Annotated in this window: 16 protein-coding genes and 1 pseudogene; 4 read left to right on the top strand and 13 right to left on the bottom strand. The window is 54.6% G+C overall.

Going from position 1 to position 19,090, the window contains the following annotated elements; genetic code table 11:
* Window positions 1-261: pseudogene (locus AC16KF_RS00265) on the top strand (molybdopterin oxidoreductase); the annotation flags it as partial.
* Between the two features lie 191 nt (window positions 262-452).
* On the opposite strand, the gene AC16KF_RS00260 reads toward AC16KF_RS00265, so the two are convergent.
* The 13 genes from AC16KF_RS00260 to AC16KF_RS00200 all read right to left on the bottom strand — a co-directional run bounded on the left by AC16KF_RS00260 (window position 453) and on the right by AC16KF_RS00200 (window position 16,117).
* A complete protein-coding gene (locus AC16KF_RS00260; RefSeq protein ID WP_484035268.1) occupies window positions 453-2,213 on the bottom strand; it encodes a sugar phosphorylase in 1,761 nt (586 codons plus the stop codon).
* Between the two features lie 185 nt (window positions 2,214-2,398).
* Window positions 2,399-3,757: a M20/M25/M40 family metallo-hydrolase gene (locus tag AC16KF_RS00255; protein ID WP_484035267.1), complete on the bottom strand. Its 1,359-nt coding sequence runs from the start codon at window positions 3,755-3,757 to the stop codon at window positions 2,399-2,401.
* 251 nt (window positions 3,758-4,008) lie between these two features.
* Window positions 4,009-5,880 carry an ABC transporter ATP-binding protein gene (locus tag AC16KF_RS00250; RefSeq protein ID WP_484035271.1) on the bottom strand — a complete coding sequence of 624 codons (1,872 nt, stop codon included), beginning with the start codon at window positions 5,878-5,880 and terminating at the stop codon, window positions 4,009-4,011.
* The gene (locus tag AC16KF_RS00245) at window positions 5,880-8,123 is read right to left on the bottom strand and encodes an ABC transporter ATP-binding protein (RefSeq protein WP_484035266.1); all 2,244 of its coding nucleotides are present in this window, start codon (window positions 8,121-8,123) and stop codon (window positions 5,880-5,882) included. Before AC16KF_RS00245 ends, AC16KF_RS00250 begins: the two co-directional genes overlap by 1 nt.
* Window positions 8,124-8,228: 105 nt before the next feature.
* Window positions 8,229-8,693, bottom strand: coding sequence for a MarR family winged helix-turn-helix transcriptional regulator (locus tag AC16KF_RS00240; RefSeq protein ID WP_484035265.1), 465 nt, complete (start codon window positions 8,691-8,693; stop codon window positions 8,229-8,231).
* 162 nt (window positions 8,694-8,855) lie between these two features.
* A complete protein-coding gene (locus tag AC16KF_RS00235; protein WP_484035264.1) occupies window positions 8,856-9,527 on the bottom strand; it encodes a response regulator transcription factor in 672 nt (223 codons plus the stop codon).
* 269 nt (window positions 9,528-9,796) lie between these two features.
* Complete coding sequence (locus AC16KF_RS00230; protein WP_484035263.1) at window positions 9,797-10,237, bottom strand: Hsp20/alpha crystallin family protein; 441 nt, start codon at window positions 10,235-10,237, stop codon at window positions 9,797-9,799.
* A gap of 160 nt (window positions 10,238-10,397) precedes the next feature.
* Window positions 10,398-11,120 (bottom strand): response regulator transcription factor, encoded by a 723-nt coding sequence (locus AC16KF_RS00225; protein WP_484035262.1) that lies wholly within the window; start codon window positions 11,118-11,120, stop codon window positions 10,398-10,400.
* Between the two features lies 1 nt (window position 11,121).
* Window positions 11,122-11,364, bottom strand: a complete 243-nt coding sequence (locus tag AC16KF_RS00220) for a hypothetical protein (protein WP_484035261.1) — start codon at window positions 11,362-11,364, stop codon at window positions 11,122-11,124.
* A gap of 12 nt (window positions 11,365-11,376) precedes the next feature.
* Window positions 11,377-11,886 carry an FHA domain-containing protein gene (locus AC16KF_RS00215; protein WP_484035260.1) on the bottom strand — a complete coding sequence of 170 codons (510 nt, stop codon included), beginning with the start codon at window positions 11,884-11,886 and terminating at the stop codon, window positions 11,377-11,379.
* Complete coding sequence (locus tag AC16KF_RS00210) at window positions 11,883-13,373, bottom strand: DnaJ domain-containing protein (protein WP_484035259.1); 1,491 nt, start codon at window positions 13,371-13,373, stop codon at window positions 11,883-11,885. The genes AC16KF_RS00215 and AC16KF_RS00210 overlap by 4 nt, the downstream gene beginning before the upstream one ends.
* A 2-nt stretch (window positions 13,374-13,375) precedes the next feature.
* Window positions 13,376-14,284: a PP2C family protein-serine/threonine phosphatase gene (locus AC16KF_RS00205; protein WP_484035258.1), complete on the bottom strand. Its 909-nt coding sequence runs from the start codon at window positions 14,282-14,284 to the stop codon at window positions 13,376-13,378.
* Between the two features lie 12 nt (window positions 14,285-14,296).
* Complete coding sequence (locus tag AC16KF_RS00200) at window positions 14,297-16,117, bottom strand: outer membrane protein assembly factor BamB family protein (protein ID WP_484035257.1); 1,821 nt, start codon at window positions 16,115-16,117, stop codon at window positions 14,297-14,299.
* A 205-nt stretch (window positions 16,118-16,322) separates the two neighbouring features.
* Here AC16KF_RS00200 and AC16KF_RS00195 point away from each other — a divergent pair, with 205 nt between their 5' ends.
* The 3 genes from AC16KF_RS00195 (at window position 16,323) to AC16KF_RS00185 (ending at window position 18,882) form a co-directional block, all read left to right on the top strand.
* A complete protein-coding gene (locus AC16KF_RS00195) occupies window positions 16,323-16,949 on the top strand; it encodes a metallophosphoesterase family protein (RefSeq protein WP_484035256.1) in 627 nt (208 codons plus the stop codon).
* A gap of 122 nt (window positions 16,950-17,071) precedes the next feature.
* Entirely contained in the window at window positions 17,072-17,974 is a 903-nt protein-coding gene (locus AC16KF_RS00190) for a hypothetical protein (RefSeq protein WP_484035255.1), read from the top strand.
* Window positions 17,971-18,882, top strand: a complete 912-nt coding sequence (locus AC16KF_RS00185) for a dihydrodipicolinate synthase family protein (protein WP_484035254.1) — start codon at window positions 17,971-17,973, stop codon at window positions 18,880-18,882. Before AC16KF_RS00190 ends, AC16KF_RS00185 begins: the two co-directional genes overlap by 4 nt.
* The last annotated feature ends 208 nt before the right edge of the window (window positions 18,883-19,090 follow it).

Here is a 19,090-nt window from a genome sequence, read left to right as displayed (position 1 = left end):
GATCGCCAGTTGGCGCGCGTGGAGGTTTCGCGCGACGGCGGCGAGACTTGGGCGCAGGCTGAATTATTGAATCAAACATGCCCGTGGGCATGGGTGTTGTGGAAAGCAAACTTTGAATTGCAACCGGGGAAATATCAACTCGTGGTGCGCGCCGTGGATTCGTCTGCTAATGAACAGCCGCAGGATGTTTCGCAAGTTTGGAATTTCAAGGGGTACATGAATAACGCGTGGCATCGGGTGAATGTTGAGGTGGTGAAATAATTTTAGTTGTTGAAAATTATCTAGCCGCCTGACACTTTTACTTTTTAGAGTGCCCGTTGGTCGAGTAGTGGCGCGTGATCTTCGCGCCACGTATCGAGACCAACAGCGAGTGAAAACATCCAAAAATGAATTGATGTTCTGGCATTGGTGGTCTCGATACGTCCTTCGTCTCCGCTCCGCTTCGCTCAGGACTACTCGACCACCGAGTTGGGTTTTAACCACAATACTTGATATGGCTCAAGCGTTATGTTTGAAATTTGTATCTCGTGACCTGTGACAAGATCGTTCGCCGATTTGTAATTTGTCGTGAAAGAAATTTTCTTTTCGCTCACATTATGCAAACACAACACACGAGACTTTTCATCGGGCGAGATGCGTTCGACGGCGAAGACAGAGGGATGAGGGTTCAAGACTGTCTGCGTCCCATGCGGATGGAACGCGGTGGAACTGCTTCTGGCTTTTAGCAATTGACTGTATCGCTTGAAAACTTTGAAGCGCAGTGAGTTTTCGTCCGCCAGTTGATCCTGCAATTCATCGAACTGACCTTTCTCGCGGTTGATGGTGCGGTTGCGTCCCGTCTGTTTGACGCCTTCCGTCCAGCCGCGCGAGCCGAAGAGGCTGTGGAAGTAAATGCCTGGCACACCGACGAGGGAGAGCATGATGGCTTGTGCGGCGATAAAGCGGTTGAGTTGTAGATCCAATGTTTCTGCTTTCATCGCCGTCCTCGGCGATGAGGTCGCTGCCATCCCCGCCGCCGAGAACGGCGGCTGGAGCATATTTGGGTTGGACAGCGCATCAAAATAATTGATATTCATCTCGTAGGGACTTTGCGTACCGTCCGCGTTGTGTTTGTAGGAGATCAAGCCGCCGTGTTCGAGTGTTTTGTTCACCAACAAGTTAATCTGTTCATCTGAAAGAATGCCGCGGGCGGGATTCACTCCGATGCCATCGTGAGAGGCGAGGAAGTTGAAAAAGGTGGTTTGGTTGGAGGGCAGAGTTAATGTCCTTGCCCAATTGGATAAAGTTCGCGCGTCGCCTGTGTGGAAGGCGTGCAGTGTCAACGGCGGCAGGGCAAAGTTGTAGACGAGTTGCGCTTCGTTCGTGCCATCACCGAAATAGGAGATGTTATCCACGTGCGGGACGTTCGTCTCGGTGATGAGATGCACGTGCGGCGCGACCTCGTTCAACGCGGCGCGTAAAAATTGGACAACGGCGTGAGTTTGAGGCAGGTGGATACAGGTCGTGCCAATCTCCTTCCACAGGTAGGCAATCGCGTCGAGGCGGATAAAGTCCGCGCCGCGTTCGGCATAGAGCAGGAGGATGTCGAGGATTTCGAGCAGGACTTCGGGATCTTTGAAGTTGAGGTCAATCTGGTCGGCGCTGAAGGTCGTCCACACTTTTTTCTCGCCCGATGGAGTTTGAAACGACGTGAGCAACGGCAACGCGCGCGGACGCACAACTTTTGAAAGGTCAGGCTCGCCTGCGACGGCGATGAAGTACTCTTTGTAACGCGGATCGTCCTGTAAAAATTTTTGGAACCATTCGCTTTCGGAGGAGATGTGATTGATCACCGCATCGAACATCAAGCGGAAGTTTTGCATTGCTGAGACATCGTCCCAGTTGCCGAGGGCGGGATCAATCTGGCGATAGTCCACGACCGAGAAGCCGTCGTCGGAGGTCCACGGGTAGAACGGCAGGATGTGAATCCCGCTGACGACATCGGTCAAGTATGTGTCGCAAAATTTTTTGAGAGTTTGAAGCGGCTTCGCATTCGGCTCTTGCACTTGATCGCCGTAGAGGATGAGGAGCGAGTCGCGCTGGCTGAGTCCGCCGTCCCGTGGGGAGAGGCGGGCGCGATGGTCGGAGAGAATCGTCTGCACTCGATCCAGAAGTCGGGAAGCATGATCTTCTCCGTAAAGAAAAGCGAGATGACGCAATAGAATATTTGACATGTTGATTGATTCAATTCATTCCCGCCTATGATGATTTCGTTCTGAAATTTTTATACCACAAGTTTTGTCGACCTGGGTTAAATCTTCCTATGCGGACGATGAACAACTTCTGATACAAAGATCCCGGCGAAAAAATAGGGACGCGGATTTTTTTGAATCGGCGTCCTTGTCTATTCAGAGGGAGTCTATTTCACTAGTTCGTAAAAGAAATGAACCAGCGCCGTCATGCCTTTTCTCCAGGTAGGCAGGTGAAGTTTTTCGTTGGGCCCGTGGAAGTTATCGTCGAAGAGCGAGAAGCCGGTCAGGACCGAATCGATGCCGAGCGTGTTTTTGAACATCAACACGGCGCCGATGCCGCCGCCCACGCGTTGAAAGATCGGCTCGCGGTTGAACGCGGTGTTCAGCGCAGACTTCATCGCAAGCGCCGGGGGCGATTTGCGATCGACGATGATGCCGGGACCGCTCATGCGGAATTGCAAATTCCATGTCACGGTGGGAGGCGCGTGAGTCTCCAGATATTTTCTGAACTGTTGATTCACGTCCTCGGCGGATTGATCCGGCACAAGCCGGAATGAGAAATGCGCCGAGGCGCTCGCAGGGATGGCGGACTTGGGCTGCCCCGCCGTGAACATCACCACGTCCATCGTGGGGCGCGCGCCGACCCGCTCCGCGGGGATAAACTCCGGTTCGCCCCACAAAGCGGGCGCGCCGGAATGTTTCAGGAAAAATCCTTCGTCGAAGGGAAGCGCCGCCAATTCGGCGTGTTCTTCTTCGTCGATGACGCGCGCTTTATCGTAGAAGCCGGGCAATGTGACATGCCCATGCTCGTCGTGCAAGCCCGCGATCAACTTGCTCAACACGTGGATCGGATTCTGGATCACGCCGCCATATTCGCCGGAGTGTAAATCTTGCGCGGGTCCGTGAATGGTCAGCCTGAAGCCCGCGCCGCCGCGCAACGAATAACAGATCGAGGGCGTGTCCGCGTCGGGCATTCCGCCGGCGTCGGTGTTGAGCGAAAAATCGCTTTTCAATTTTTCACGATGCTGAGTCAAAAATTTATTCAGATGCGCCGAACCGATCTCCTCTTCGCCTTCCAGTAAAAACTTGATATTGAGAGGCAGTCCCCCGGTTTTGATGATCGCTTCCACAGCGTTGACCGACGCCAAGGTCTGCCCTTTCATATCGGATGCGCCGCGCGCGTACAGATTCTCGTTCCGAATCTCCGGCTCGAACGGTTGGCTCTTCCAATCTGCCAGCGGTTCGGGCGATTGCACGTCGTAATGTCCGTAGACCAGCACAGTGGGAGCCGCCGCGCCGCCGCCCAGCCACTCGCCGTAGACGACGGGATGTCCGGCGGTGGGCATGATCTCCACATGGTTCGCGCCCAGCGCGCGGAGTTTGTCCGCGAGCCAGCGCGCGGCGCGGTCGATATCCGCTTGATGAGCGGGGTCGTGCGAAATGGACGGGATGCGCAGAAATTCGATCAGTTCGTTTTGAAAGCGTTCCTGATTGTCTGCGAGATAGGTCAATGCGGTGTGCGACATTGGTTTCTCCTGTGCGTTCTCACCTGATCTGAAACGTCCCGAAGGTTCTCTTGAAAGAGCCTGCTTGCATCACAAAACTTTCGAGACGGCGCGCGACTTCAGTATAAGTGATCTGTTATGAAGTATAACCCCGTTGAATCAAAATCCCCTCTCTTGGATGGAGAGGGGATTGTTTGTCTATCTGCAAATCATGCGCGGTAACAAAACGTTGAGGAACAGTCTCTTAGAATGACGCGATTCCGACTTCTTCATTACGCGGGAACCGCTTCCAACACTTCTCCCTGCTGGGCGAACTGACTCATATACAGGTTGTGATAGAAGCCTTGCGCGGCGAGCAGTTCTTCGTGCGTGCCTTGTTCCACGATGTCGCCGTGATCCATCACGAGGATCAAGTCCGCGTTGCGGATGGTGGAGAGGCGGTGCGCGATGACGAAACTGGTGCGGTTCTTCATCAGCGCGTCCATGGCGCGTTGGATGAGGACTTCGGTTCGAGTATCCACGCTGGAGGTTGCTTCGTCCAAAATGAGTATTTTCGGATCTGCCAGGAACGCGCGCGCGATGGTGAGCAGTTGCATTTGTCCTTGCGAGATGTTGGAGGTCTCTTCGTTCAAGACCATGTTATAGCCATCCGGCAGGGTGTGGACGAAATGATCCACGTGCGCCATTTGCGCGGCGGCGATCACTTCCGCATCGGTCGCGTCGGGGCGCCCATAGCGGATATTTTCCATGATGGGTCCGTTGTACAGCCACGTGTCTTGCAACACCATACCGAACATCTTGCGCAGGTCGTGGCGGGTGTAGTCGCGGATGTCATGCCCGTCCACGAGGATGGAGCCGCTGTTCACATCGTAGAAGCGCATCAGTAGCTTGACCATGGTGGTCTTGCCCGCGCCGGTCGGTCCCACGATGGCGACCTTTTTGCCCGGCTTCGCTTCCGCCGAGAAATCGTTGATGATGATCTTATCCGGGCTATAGCCGAAGCGGACATCTTTGAACTCCACGCGACCGGTCACATTCGCCAGCGCGACGGGGCTTTGGGTGTCGGGAATTTCTTCCTCTTCCGCGAGAAACTCGAAGACGCGCTCCGCCGCCGCCGCAGTCTGTTGCAGGACGTTGGAGATGTTCGCCAGTTGGGTGATCGGTTGCGTGAACGAGCGGACGTATTGAATGAACGCCTGAATATCACCGACGGCGATGGTCTTCTTGATGACGAGGTAGCCGCCAAGGATGGAGACCGCCACGTAGCCGAGGTTGCCGATGAACATCATGATCGGCATCATCATCCCGGAGAGGAACTGCGCCTTCCACGCCACGTCGAATAATTTATCGTTCGATTTATCGAACGTCTTGACGCTTTCCTCTTCGCCGTTGAAGGCTTTCATCACGATGTGACCGCCGTACATTTCTTCCACGTGACCGTTGACGTTGCCGAGATAATCCTGCTGTTCTTTGAAATATTTCTGCGATTGGCGCACGATCACGCTGACCACGATCCCCGAAAGCGGGATGACGATCAACGCCGCCAGAGTCATCAGCCAGCTGATCGAAAGCATCATGATCAACACGCCGACGACGGTGACGAACGAGGTGATGAGCTGGGTCAGGCTTTGGCTCAACGTCTGGTTGACCGTATCAACGTCGTTGGTGATGCGCGAAAGCACTTCGCCGTGCGTGGTGCGGTCGAAATATTTCAGCGGCATACGGTTCATCTTCTCCGAGATGTCGCGGCGGAAACGATAGGCGATGTTGGTCGAAACGTCCGCCATGATCCAGCCTTGAATGTAGGCGAAGAGCGAAGAGATCAAATACAAGCCGAGGGCAATGAGGATGATCCGCCCGATGTAGTCGAAGTCGATCGAGCCGGTGTTATTCAATTGCGCCATCACGCCTTCGAATAGTTTGGTGGTGGCGTTGCCAAGGATCTTCGGTCCCGCAATATTGGAAGCGGTGGAGGCAATGGCGAAGAGAAAGACGACGATGACCGCGCCGCGATACGTGCTCATATATGCGAGCAGTTTGCGCATCGTGCCTTTGAAGTCGCGGGCTTTTGAAACGGGCGCGCCCACCATGCCGTGCGGGTTCGGCATCATCGAGCGGTTTTGTTGTCCGCCGGGTCTGTTCATCATGCTAATTCCTCCTGAGTCAATTGCGAGGTCGCAATCTCTCGGTATGTTTCACTGGTTTCCATTAACTCTTTATGCGTGCCTTTGCCCACGATGCGTCCTTCATCCAGCACGATGATCTGTTCGGCGTTCTTGATGGTGGAGACGCGCTGGGTGACGATCAGCAATGCGCTGTCGGCGGAGTAGGTTTTGAACGCGCGTCTCAGCGCCGCGTCGGTTTTGAAATCGAGCGCGGAGAAACTATCGTCGAGGATATAGATCGGCGGCTTCTTGACCAATGCGCGGGCGATGGAGAGTCGTTGTTTCTGCCCGCCGGAGACGTTCGCGCCGCCTTGCGAAATTTCCGCGGCGATGCCCTGCGGTGTCGAATCCACAAACTCTTTGGCTTGCGCCGCTTCGATCGCGGCATTCAGCGTTTGCGGGCTGGCATCCTTATCGGCATAGCGCAGGTTGCTCTCGATGGTGCCGGAGAAGAGCGCGCTCTTTTGCGGGACGTAGCCGATCTTCTCGCGCAGGTCGTGCTGGGTCACCTCGCGGATGTCTGTGCCGTCCACCAGAATCGCGCCGCCCGTCACTTCGTGGAAGCGCGGCAACAGGTTGATGATGGTGGACTTGCCCGAACCGGTCGAGCCGATGAAGGCGGTCATCTCGCCGGGCTTGGCGGTGAAACTTATATCGCGCAGGACATCTTCGTCCGCGCCAGGATAGCGGAAAGACACATTGCGGAACTCCACCTCGCCTTTGAACGGCGCGGGGAATTTCTTCGGTTCTTTCGGATCGGTGATATGAATCTCCGTGGCAAGCACTTCCGCAATCCGGTCGGCAGAGACCGAGGCGCGCGGCAGGATGAAGAACAACATGGACATCATCAAGAACGCGAACATGATCTGCATCCCATATTGCATAAAGGCGATCATGTCTCCCACTTGAATGTTGGCGGCGGCGACTTGTTTCGCGCCGAACCACGTCACCGAGACCACCAGCAGGTTCATCACGAACATCATCACCGGCATCATGATCACCATCAAGCGGTTGATGTATAAACTCACGGCGGTCAGGTCCGCATTGGCTTTCTCGAAGCGCTTCTCTTCAAACTTCTGCATGTTGAACGCGCGGATGACCATCATGCCCGAGAGATTCTCGCGCGAGACAAGGTTGAGGCGGTCTACCAGTTTTTGAATGATGCGGAACTTCGGCAGGGCGAACGTCATCACGGTGGCGATCAGGCTCACCAGGATCAAGACCGCTACGATGATCAACCACGCGAGCGGCGAATCCTGCGAAAGCACTTTGATGATGCCGCCGATGCCGATCAACGGCGCGTAGAAGATCATACGGATCATGAACATCATCACGGTTTGGATCTGCGTGATGTCGTTGGTGGAGCGCGTGATCAACGATGCGGTGGAAAATTTTTCGAATTCGGAACTGGAGAACGATTCCACTTTTTGGAAGGTGAAGCGGCGCAGGTCGCGCGCCAGTCCAGCCGCGATGCGAGCGGAAAGAAAACCTACCGTGATGGTACACATAGCCGAGAGGAGCGTCAGCAGTAACATCCAACCGCCCACCGCAAGCACATAATCGTTTTGCAGTTTGGCGGTATCCATACCCAGCGCTTCATATTCCGCTTTGACCGCGCCGACAGACGCCTGCACGATCATGCTCTCGCCCAACGCTTCAAACTTCGAGTTGACTGAGTCTTGAATCTTCGAGCGTTGCTCCGCTGGAAGTTTTTCCAGCATGGTGAAGAGGTCTGTGCCGGGCGGAAGTTTGCTCAGGTCGAAGCCGCCGAACGCTTCTCCCATTTCTGCCGCCTTCGCCGGGTCGGCAACCGCTCCTTCGATTCCGGCAACGGTCAATAACGCCTTGCCCATGATGGGGTTGAGGCGTTCGATTTCCGCTTTGTCAACTTTGTTCAACACATAAATGGACTCGTTTTCCAACGCGGGATATTTTTTGACGAGGGCAACGTAGTCGGCGGAGTTTTTGTCCACCAGTGTGTAATCCGCGAGGACGGAGGTTTTCTCCTCGTCGCTCAAAAACACGACGACGCGGTTCATCTCGCTTTGGCGGATCGCCGCCGGCACGGCATTTTCGATTCCGCTTTGCTGGATGCCGGTGTTGACGATGCGCGATAGATAATCCGGCAGGGCGAGATCGAAATTCGCCTGCACGAACAACAGCGCGATGGAAACGAACAACGCCCAGCGATAAGGTTTTAGATACTTTGCTAATTTCAACATGAATGCTCCTGATTCTTGGAAAGGGTTTCGCGTGCAGAGAAATAGAGAGTGGAAAGTAGAGAGTCTATGGCTTGCTGATGAATTGGGTGTGAAACAGTTTGGGAACTATGCGGGAGTCTGGACTGCGTCCGCTTCCAGTTCTTGTACGGCTTTAGTCATCAACTCGAGCGCCTCGCTGACCTTGGCGCGCTCCGCGGCGGATAATTTCCCCGCAAGATCATCCACCCAATGGTAACGCTCCTGCCCGCCGCGTCGGACAATCTCACGGCCTTTATCGGTGAGATTCAGCAGTTTGGCGCGGCGATCCTTCGGGTCTTCCTCGCGTTGGACAAAACCGTTCTGCACGAGTTTATCCACCAACTGGCTGGCGGCGGCGGCAGTGATCTCGAAGCGCTCGCTCACTTCCGACATGCCAAACGCGCCCCTGTGATGCAACTGCATCAGGATACTGAACTGCGGCATCGAAAGCCCGCACGATTTGGCGAACTGCTTCCAGCCGCTCATCGAACGGTGCATGAACACATCCATCCACGCGCGCACGGCTTGGTCGAATTGGGGAGATTTGGTCATAGTTAAGCCTTCTTTTTAGTTAAGCGTGCTTAACATTATGCCTAAATTAAGTTTTTGTCAAGAGGGAGAAAGTCGGAAATTGGCGGGAACCATACGGCGCAAAATAAAAAGCGCGGAGCGTTCGCTTCTCCGCGCTTTCATCTTTTTGACAAAACAGTCAAACTACACCGCGATATATTCCTTCAAATTATGTTCCACCGCATACGCCGCGGCTTCGGCGCGGTTATTCACATTTAACTTCGAGAGAATAGATGAAACATAATTCCGCACCGTGCCTTCGCCTAAAAACAATTGCTTGGCGATCTCGCGGTTCGTGCGCCCCTCCGAAACCAGCAACAGCACATGCTTCTCCTGCTGGCTTAAATGCGAAAAAGCCGAAGCCTCCTCGTTCTTCACCGCGCGCCGCACTTCCTGAAAGACTCGCTGAGTCACCGCTGGGTCGAGCAGCGCCTCGCCGCGTCCCACCGCTTCGAGCGCCTTCACCAGGTCGTCGCTCCCGATCTGCTTCAACACATACCCCGAAGCCCCGGCGCGGATCGCCGAAAACAACATCTCATCCTCGGCATACGAAGTGAGCATGATCACCTTGATCTTCGGGTGTTTCGTCACGATCTGTTCGCAGGCTTCGATCCCCGACGTGCCCGGCAGGCGGATATCCATCACCACCACGTCCGGCTTCAGCAAATCCGTTTTTTGGATGGCTTCGCGCGCCGACCCCGCCTCCCCCACCACATCGAACTGCTGATGCCGCTCCAACAGCGAGCGCAACCCGACCCGCACCACTTCATGATCGTCCACGAGCAAAACGCGTTGTTTGATGGGTCCCTTTGGCATGGCTGAATTTTACCCCAAGATGACAAACCGCTTCAACCCGACGGGGAAATTGATTCCCGCTCTGAAGCGTTTTCTCCCTTTTGGGTTTATCCCCTTAAAAAGCAGGGAATGGCGATAAAGGCATGTAAAACCACAGAACGCGCAGAGATTTTGAGATCTTCTCTCAATGGACTCGGCGATCTCTGTGGCGAAGAAAACTTCTACACACCGGTTTCGCCACTCCCTAAAAGCATAGAGCGAGACGTTTTGCGCGTCTCGCTCTACAAAATTTACTTCGCCTTCACGGTGATCGTCTTCGGCTTCACCTCTTCCGCCTTCGGCAGGGTGATGGTGAGGATGCCGTTCTCGAACTCGGCTTTTGCCTTGTCGGAGATCACATCCGTCGGGAGGGCGAGCGCGCGCTCGAACGAGCCCCAGCGTTGTTCGCGGATATGCCAGGCTTTATCGTTCTTCTCCTCCTCGTGCCTCATCTCGCCGCGCAGGGTGAGGATCTCGCCGGTGATGTTGATCTGCACTTCTTCGGCTTTGAAGCCGGGGAGCGAAGCCTTCACGACCACATCGTCGTCGGTTTGGTACATGTCGACCGCAGGCACAGACCAGCCGTCCCTGAGGGTGAGCGGGCGTGTGTACGCGTCATCGAACAAGTGACTCATCGCCTCGCGCAGGGTCATCATTTCACGAGCAGGTTCCCATCGAATTAAGTTTGACATGGTAATCATCCTTTCTGGTTGGTTGAATTATCTGCCCCAACTATAAAAAGCCCGCGTTAGATTCACGCAGGCTTTTTGTCAATGATTCGTATGAGATTATCGTACAAGGTGAAATTTATTTGATCCGTTCATGGAATGCGAGACGCTTCGCAGTCTCGCGTTACGCTTTTTGCCGCTTGTAATCCACAAAGCGATAGCCGACGCCGCGCTCCGTGAGAATGTACTTCGGGTTGGCGGGGTCTTTCTCGAGTTTTTGGCGAAGATAATTGATGTAGAGGCGGACGTAATGCGGCTCGTCGCGGTATTCATAGCCCCACACTTTAACGAGGATTTGATCGTGCGTGACGACCCAGCCCGCGTTCTGCACGAGGTGATAGAGCAAACGATATTCCGTCGGGCGGAGTTTGACGAGTTTGCCTTCGAGCCACACTTCGCGGCGGTCGAAATCGATTTTGAGGCGGTCGTCCACTTCGATGATGTCGTGCATCGAGCCGCTCGCGCCCTCCGTGCGGCGGATGACCGCTTTGACGCGGCTAACCATCTCGCGCGGGCTGAACGGCTTGGTGATGTAATCGTCAGCGCCGAGTTCGAGTCCGCGCACGCGGTCGTCTTCCTCGCCCTTTGCGGTGAGCATGATCACCGGCACAGTATTACCGCCCTCGCGGATGGTTTCGAGAACATCAAAACCGTCAATATCGGGCATCATAACGTCGAGCAGGATCAGGTCGGGGGTCGCGTCGCGCAGTTTCTGGAGCGCTTGTTTTCCGTTGAAGGCTTCCACCACTTGAAAACCGTCGTGTTCCAGATTCATGCGGATAAAACGCACCATGCGCTCCTCGTCGTCCACGATGAGGATGCGCCGGCGGTCAAACTCGTCAGGCATGTTATTCCCTCACAAAACCAATGAGGCTATCTTCTTCTTCGTTTGCAAGCACCTCGATTAAGACCACATGACTCAACGACCAGATCACTTTCACCACGTTGTGCTCAAGGTAGTGAATATCCTTGCCATCGCGCAACCGCGGATTGCTGACCGTGATGATCGTATCGGCGGCTTTGGGCAGTTCTTCCACTTCGCCAAGCACCGAGGCTTCACCGGGGATATGCAAGATAACCGAGAATGCCATTCGTTCAAAATCCTAGATATTTCGCAGAAGAATCTGTATCTTCAATTTTCCCAATGCAACGATATCGCCGTGGCTGAGTCGCTCTTCGGTATGCGGGGTGAGACGACGCCCATTCAAATAGGTTCCATTTGAAGAGCCGAGGTCCATCACGACTACATTGCTCTCATCGCGCTTCACTACGGCATGCAGGCGCGAAACGCCTGAAGCATATGCCTGATAAGCGGTCAGATCGATATCCGGCATAATGGGCTGTCCCTCGCTCAGACGGCCCAGAGTAAATTCGTTGCGCGACGCGAGCGGCATGATCTTGCCGCTGTCCATTAAATGCAGGGATAACCAACTGTTGGCAGGGGTCGCTTCCGCTTCGGGACGGGGAGCCTGATTCCTCAAATCCTCCGAGATTTGATCCTCGGTAATTGCCTGAGTGACGAGCGTTTCAACTCCGTCGAGTTGTTCGCCGCACTCCGCACAAAACACGGATCCATTGGTGTTTTCGTGCTGGCAATTGGGGCAAATGATCATTGGGCAAGCTCCTTTTTCGGCGGCGCAAGAAATAACATACGAGTTCCATATTTCATTCGTTTACTCCCCTCCTCCGAGAGGGAACGATTTTTCTTGATCGAATCCGCTTCGAACATCACCGTCTGCGCAAGACTGCGCTCGCCCTGCGTGAGCAGGTTGGTGGCGAGCCGTTCAAGGTGGCGCGCGGCTTTTTCGACGTTGCCTTTCTTAAGTTCCTCGCGCGCCTGCTCTTGCATCTGATACAGCATCAGTCGCGATAATGCCTGTTGAATTTCCGCCGGCGGCGCGCCGGAATTTGATGGGTCCGACACGGGCATCTGTAGACGCAAACGCAAGGATGGAACGGGAAACGGATGCGAAGTAATGGCTACTTTAAGCGAGGCTTCCATGAAGGTCAACTCGCCTGATTGTACCTCTGTTGGCTGGATTATATACTCAAAAATCACCCGAGTGGAAGTATCTTGCAATATTGGTCCAAGCCGGATTTTCCCTTCGTTCAGCGGGACAGGAGCCGGATCTGGCTGAATTCGGAACACCCGGCTGAGTTCCACTCCTGTGATCGGTTTAAACTCCAACGCGGCGTCCTCGGCATAGGTTTGGATCAGCGCGTCAAATTTTTCGAGGAGCAGGCGGTTGATATCGCGCGGTTCGACAATCAGGTTGGTGCTTCCCCCGGCGCGCGTGGAAATGGCGTCGAGGAAGATATCGTTCCATTCACTCCCAATACCCAAGCAACTAATGCCCACGCCTTGTTCGGCAAGTTTGGCGGCGAGTTCCAGGCTTTGTTGCTCATCGCCATAGGTGCGGCCATCGGTAAGCAGGATGAGATGATTGATTCGTTTCGGATCGAGACTCCGCATGATCTCCCGCGCGCCCGCCTCAAGTCCATGATAGATTTCGGTTCCGCCGGCCGGCTGAATCATCTGCACTCGCGATTCGAGGCGCGCGCGGTCCAAATGATAGGCGGCTGGAATCACAACCTCAGCGCGGTCGCTGAATGTGACAACGCTCAGAATATCTTGCGGGCGCAAATTGCGAAGAACCTGGATAGCGGTGGCTTTGACCGTGTCCATTTTTGCCCCTTGCATGGAAGTGGAACGGTCGATCACCAGCGAAACATTCAACGGGGAAGACGAAGCTCGGCGCGTTTCCTGCGGAGCGTCAAGATCGAGCATCGCGTAGAGCATTTGCGGCTCATTGATCTTCCCAAGGTTGCGGCGGCTGTAAATTATTTTATGTTCGTATGGGAGCGACGGTGTCTGCGGCGCAGGAGGCAGGGTGGCATCGTACTGAGCGCGGCGGGTGGAGTTCGAGAGGGTTTCGTATGCCTGCTGAACGTTGAGGAAGATTTCTGTTTCCCCGGCAACTTTGTTTTTGTCCGGGTGAAGCTTCTGCGCCGACTCAAAATATGCGCGTTTTATCTCTTCCGGCGTGGCATCCCGGGAAAGCCCAAGCAGGTCATAATAATCCCGTAGATGGTCCGACATAATTACCCAATGAGTTGGGCAAGGACAACGCTAATGTTGTCCGGTCCGCCGGCGGCATTGGCGGCAGAAACGAGATTTTGGCAGGCGCGCTGAAGGCTGGGCGCATCCACCACCGAACGGACAATATCCTGCTCGGCAACCACGCCCCATAGCCCGTCACTGCAGATCATCAAGTAACCGGGTTGCGGAAAGGCAATCGTGAAGATATCCGGGTCGAGCAACTCACCCTGCCCCAAGGCGCGATAGAGCACATTACGATGCGGATAATTCACCGCTTCTTCCGGCGTGATGTGTCCCAACTCCTCCAACCGCTTGACCAGCGAATGGTCGCGGGTAATCGGGTCGATACGCCCATCCGGGAAGACGAAATATGCCCGGCTATCGCCCACATGCGCGACAGTGACCTGTTGCCCGATCACCAACGCGGCGGTGAGGGTGGTGCCGCTACCCGGCGCTTCCCGTTGGATGATCCGTTGCGCGTCTCGAACCGCCTCGAGCATGATCTCCTGGAATGATTCATCCATGGTGTCGGTTTTCACTTGAAACAGATATGGATGAAATTTCTTCAAAATATGCCCAGCCACTGCGCGGATCGCGGCATTGCTCGCCACCTCGCCAAACTGATGCCCGCCCATACCATCTGCCACAATATACAAACCGAACGGAAGATTACCGGAATTCCCCGCCATGGTTGCGGTCAGCGCCAGTAAACTATCTTCGTTCAGTTCGCGCTGTTTCCCTACCGATTGCCCGCAACTGGCGATCAACTGCTGAAGATCGAAGTGGGGATTCTGGTTGTTCACGATCGCCTGAATTTGTTCTTCGGTCAGGGGCGCGGTTTGGGTTACATCCTGGATTTTCTCAGGAGGCGCTTTTCTTCCAAATAACCAGTCGAAAAAATTTTTCAGCACAAAGACTCCTTGTCATGCAAGCAGGGCATACACTTGATGATCGGTGGAACCAACATAAACGATATCATCGTACACAAGAGGCGAACCTGTGATCGCTCCCTGCGTTCCGAACTTCCAACGCAGGCGGCCCGTGCGGTATTCGAGGCAGTATAGGTTTCCATCGACAGATCCGCAATACAAAGAATCTTTATAGATCACCGGCGAGCCGTTCACCTGGTGTTCCGTGCGATATCTCCAAACCTCTTTGGAATTTCTCACGTCGACAGCATAGATAAACCCATCCGCCGCGCCGACGAACACAAAATCATCGATGATACATGGCGTGCTAATAGACGCCTTGCCCAGCCGAAAACGCCAGAGGGGCCAGCCGTTCTTGGGGTCGAGCGCATATAACGTGCCATCGACGGAGGTAAAGTAAAGCGTATTCGCCGACCCGACCGTGGACGAGGTAATTGCCCGCTTGGCATGGAAGCGCCATTTTAACTCGCCGCGATAATCTATCGCGTAATAATCGCCGGTCTCACACCCGGTATACACAAGATCATTCATCACAAATGGCGTGGAGCGGATCGCGTCGGCGGCTTCGAACCGCCACGAAATCCTGCCCGTATTCAGGTTCACTGCGTGCAAATACCCGTCATCGGAACCGATAAAAGCGTGTCCTTCGGCAATGCGCGGCGAAGATCGAATAGGACCTTCCGTGTAATACGTCCACACCACCTTGCCCGAGCGCGCGCTCACCACATGCAAGCGTTTATCTTCGGAACCAAAATAAATATTCCCATCATACAATGCCGGGCGCGAAACAATGCCGCCGTCGGCCGGATATTTCCATTGGAATTTTCCGTCGGCCGCGTTGAGCGCATAGAGATTGTTATCGTACGACCCAATATACAACGCGCCCTGATGAATTGCCGGCGTGCCGCGCACTTCATCTTCGCACTTGAACGCCCACAGGGGTTTGATCCCGCCTGCCGTCGCAATGGGAGTGGTCTGCGTCTTCATGCGCCCTAATGCGCCGGTCTTCTTTGCCACGCCCAACAAGGCTTGCTTCATATCGACCGCGGTGGGAAAACGACTTTCCGGGTTGTATTCCAACGCGCGGTTAACGACCGCTTCCAACTCGAGCGAAATAGACGTATTGATGCGCCGCAGTGGGCGTTCGGCAAATGAAAAGGGAGGCTCGAGGCGCGGGTCGCGTCGGGTAAGGGCGTGGTGAATTGTCGCGCCTAAAGCGTAGATATCCGCCGAGGGGGTGGCTTCGCCGCGATATTGCTCGGGAGGCGAATATCCCTCCGTGCCGATCATCGTCCCTTTGATCCCGGTTTGGAATGTTTTAGCGATGCCGAAATCGACGAGCACTACATCGCCGTTGCTGTTGATCATCACGTTGGAGGGCTTCATATCGCGGAAGATGATCGGGTCGGGTTTGTGACGATGCAGGTACTCCAGCACATCGCACAACTCGACCGCCCAGCCCAACACTTGTTCCTCCGGCAGGAACCCATTGGTATCGCTGATGATCGCCTCCATATCCTTGCCGTGAATAAAATCAAGGACAAGGTATGAGCGGCTATCGAGAGAAAAATAATCGTTGATCCGCGGGATGGAGGGATGGTTGAGCGTGGCAAGCAGGTTCGCCTCGCGCTCAAAATTTTGAACGATCGTCTGCCGCACAAGCGGGTCGGGCGCGGAGTTGATCATCTCCTTCACCGCCACAAGTTTGGTCACGTTGGGGAAGTGCATATCGCGCGCGCGATACACCGAACCCATGCCGCCCACGCCAATCACATCTTGAATCGAATAACGATTGGCAAGCGTTACGCCAGCCACAAGTTGACGCGGAGCGGATGAACTCTTGCCACCCCGATCATCGGATAACTCAGGAAATATTCTAGTTTCCAGAACCGGTCTCCTAGGTTGGCAAATTATAGTTTGCCACGCTTCGTTTGACAACTACCCAAACGCGTATACTTTCAAATTCGTAGATTGTCATTTTGCCTTGCAGACTTGCCCATTCTGCGGCACAATACCGCTTGTGAAAATCCTCGCCGTCAGCGATGAAGTGATCGAACGTTTGTATAACCTGTGCGCGAGCGGTCAGTTCAAGGAGGTGGAACTCATCGCAGGGTGCGGCGACCTGCCCTACACCTACCTCGAAAACATCGTTAGCATGCTGAACGTTCCCCTGTTCTATGTACCGGGCAACCATGACCCCGCATTCAGCCCGACGAATCCGCTCGCCCATGCGGAAGGCGGCTCAAACATCGACTTAAAACTGGTCCGCCATAAACGCTTTTTGATCGGCGGCTTCGGCGGCTCCATCCGCTACCGTCCGGATGGCGTAAACCAATATAGTCAGGCAGAAGCGTATTTCAGAGCCTGGCGCCTGCTCCCCGCTTTGCTGGTTAACCGCGTAAAATTCGGGCGCGCGCTCGACCTCCTCATCACGCACTCGCCTCCTTACGGCATCCACGATGAGGAATCACAGGCGCATCGCGGCATCCACGCCATCAACTGGCTTCTCCAGATTGCCAAGCCGCGCTATCACCTTCACGGTCATACCCATTTCCAACGACGCAACCTTTCACCCTCTGAAACGAGGCGCGGGTTGACAACGATCATGAATATCTTTCCTTACAAAATAGTGGAAGTAAATCACTAACTCACCTTACGCAGAACGTCGCGCAGGCGTTACCCTGAGTTTGTCGAAGGGCTTGGTTGGACGAACCATGCTTCTAAGAAAACCTGCGGGACGGCGCGCAACATCAATCACGAACACAAACCATGCCTGATCCACTGAACGATAAAACACAAGCCGATTTTCAACGGGCGCGCTTCAAAGCGTTCATGCACCGCGTCTGGGATTCGCTCTCCGGTCACCGTACGACACTGCTATCGTATGAAGACATCAAAGAGAAGCTTCATATCGGCGGTCCCATTTACCGCGGCGTGCAAACTGTGCGCGTCGACCAGATCGCCGGAAGCCTGAACCGGTATCATGAATTTGACCGCGTGTTCATGCCCGCCTCCAGTTCCCTTGCCGCGCGCTGGCAGAGCGTCAACCGCGCGTTTTACGAAGATGTGAGCCTGCCGCCTGTTGTGTTATACAAAGTGGGACAGGTGTACTTTGTTGTCGACGGTCATCACCGGGTTTCGGTGGCGCGCGAACAAAATCAATTGTTTATCGACGCGGAGGTGCGCGAATGCTCGACGCGCGTTAACCTTACACCGGATATCCGCCCGGAAGACCTGGAGATCATCCACGACAAAGTTCATTTTCTGGAACGCACCTCGCTGGATAGGCTCAAACCTGAAGCCAATATCAAACTCACCATCCCGGATGGCTTCGAGCGTATGTTAGAGCATATCGCCGTCCATCGTTACTTTATGGGGCTGGACTGGAAACGCGACATCTCCGAAGAGGAAGCGATCAACCACTGGTACGACCACGTATACATGCCGATCGTGCGCGTCATCCGCGAAACGGACATCCTCAAAGAATTTCCGGATAAAACCGAAGGCGATCTTTACCTCTGGGTACTCGACCACCAGCATTACTTGGAATCGCAGGAAGGCATGCCTTTACAACCGCCCGATGCCGCCGCGCGCGATTTTTTCGGCATAAAAGGCGATCAAGCCGCGACGGTAAAAAAGAAAAAACAAAAAACGGAGAAGAAAAAATCATGACCACATCACACCTACTTGCCGGCGTGTACGCCGCGGCGGTCACGCCGCTCAAAGACGCTTCCACGCTTGACCTTGATTCTGTTCCGGCTTTGGCGAATTTTCTCACAGACCGAGGCTGTCATGGCATCGTTCTCTTCGGCACCACCGGCGAAGGACCTTCATTCTCCTCAAAGGAACGCGAAGATGTGATGCGCGCGCTTAAAGAGAATCGACCGGCGGGAAGCCGCCTCATCGCCGGTACCGGCACCCCGAGCCTGACGGAAACCATCGAATTGACGAAATGCGCGTTCAACCTGGGCTACGATGCCGTGCTGGTTGTGCCGCCTTATTACTTCCGCAAGGCAAGCGATGATGGGTTGTTCGATTGGTTCAGCGAGGTGATCCGCAAAGCCGTCCCGGTGGATAAATTCCTAATTGGGTATCACATTCCCCCGTTGATCGGAGTCGGGTTTTCCGTCCCGTTGCTCAAGCGGTTGAAGGACGCATTCCCGAATCAGTTTGCCGGCATCAAAGATTCATCGCACGATGCCGATTTTGCCCGCAGTGTTGGCGATACGTTCGGCGCGGATCTGCTCGTGTTGAACGGCACCGATTCGTTTTTGCAAATGGCAATGGAACATCACGCCGCGGGGTGCATCACCGCGCCCGCCAATTTGATCTCGCCCGATCTGCGCGAAGTGTGGGATTTGATCCAAGCCGGAAAAGACCCCAATCAGGCACAAGCGCGGGTAACCGAGAAGCGCCACATTCTGGAGAAGTATTTGCCATTCCCGCCCGCCTTGAAAGCATTGATGCACCGATTGCATGGTTTGCCGCGCTGGGCGGTGAGACCTCCCCTGGAAAATCTTACGGAAGAGAAAATCGAATCTGCCCTCGATGAACTTGCCAAAGTTCAACCTGCCGGTTAAGAGACTGTTTCTTAACTTCTTTTTTCGACAAGGATACTTCGACAGGCTCAGCGCAAGTTTCGCTGATTTTCACGGAAATATCTTTTTAACTGATGTTACGCAGTTGAAGTCAGCCTGATCTCCGTAACGCGACATTCATGTCGCTCTTGCGCAAGAACAACTTGAAAGGCGAGATCAATCTCGCCTTACGGCTTTACCGCGTATGGTG

It is taken from the genome of Candidatus Defluviilinea gracilis, from assembly GCF_057138825.1.
The sequence above is the reverse complement of the archived record's forward strand: the minus strand, read 5'-3'. Positions and strand labels throughout refer to the sequence as shown.

What these genes read in the sequence shown, in the direction of transcription:
- AC16KF_RS00260 (WP_484035268.1), bottom strand. Translation starts at nt 2,213, where the DNA reads ATGTCAAATATTCTATTGCGTCATCTCGCTTTTCTTTACGGAGAAGAT.
- AC16KF_RS00255 (WP_484035267.1), bottom strand. Translation starts at nt 3,757, where the DNA reads ATGTCGCACACCGCATTGACCTATCTCGCAGACAATCAGGAACGCTTT.
- AC16KF_RS00250 (WP_484035271.1), bottom strand. Translation starts at nt 5,880, where the DNA reads ATGAACAGACCCGGCGGACAACAAAACCGCTCGATGATGCCGAACCCG.
- AC16KF_RS00245 (WP_484035266.1), bottom strand. Translation starts at nt 8,123, where the DNA reads ATGTTGAAATTAGCAAAGTATCTAAAACCTTATCGCTGGGCGTTGTTC.
- AC16KF_RS00240 (WP_484035265.1), bottom strand. Translation starts at nt 8,693, where the DNA reads ATGACCAAATCTCCCCAATTCGACCAAGCCGTGCGCGCGTGGATGGAT.
- AC16KF_RS00235 (WP_484035264.1), bottom strand. Translation starts at nt 9,527, where the DNA reads ATGCCAAAGGGACCCATCAAACAACGCGTTTTGCTCGTGGACGATCAT.
- AC16KF_RS00230 (WP_484035263.1), bottom strand. Translation starts at nt 10,237, where the DNA reads ATGTCAAACTTAATTCGATGGGAACCTGCTCGTGAAATGATGACCCTG.
- AC16KF_RS00225 (WP_484035262.1), bottom strand. Translation starts at nt 11,120, where the DNA reads ATGCCTGACGAGTTTGACCGCCGGCGCATCCTCATCGTGGACGACGAG.
- AC16KF_RS00220 (WP_484035261.1), bottom strand. Translation starts at nt 11,364, where the DNA reads ATGGCATTCTCGGTTATCTTGCATATCCCCGGTGAAGCCTCGGTGCTT.
- AC16KF_RS00215 (WP_484035260.1), bottom strand. Translation starts at nt 11,886, where the DNA reads ATGATCATTTGCCCCAATTGCCAGCACGAAAACACCAATGGATCCGTG.
- AC16KF_RS00210 (WP_484035259.1), bottom strand. Translation starts at nt 13,373, where the DNA reads ATGTCGGACCATCTACGGGATTATTATGACCTGCTTGGGCTTTCCCGG.
- AC16KF_RS00190 (WP_484035255.1), top strand. Translation starts at nt 17,072, where the DNA reads ATGCCTGATCCACTGAACGATAAAACACAAGCCGATTTTCAACGGGCG.
- AC16KF_RS00185 (WP_484035254.1), top strand. Translation starts at nt 17,971, where the DNA reads ATGACCACATCACACCTACTTGCCGGCGTGTACGCCGCGGCGGTCACG.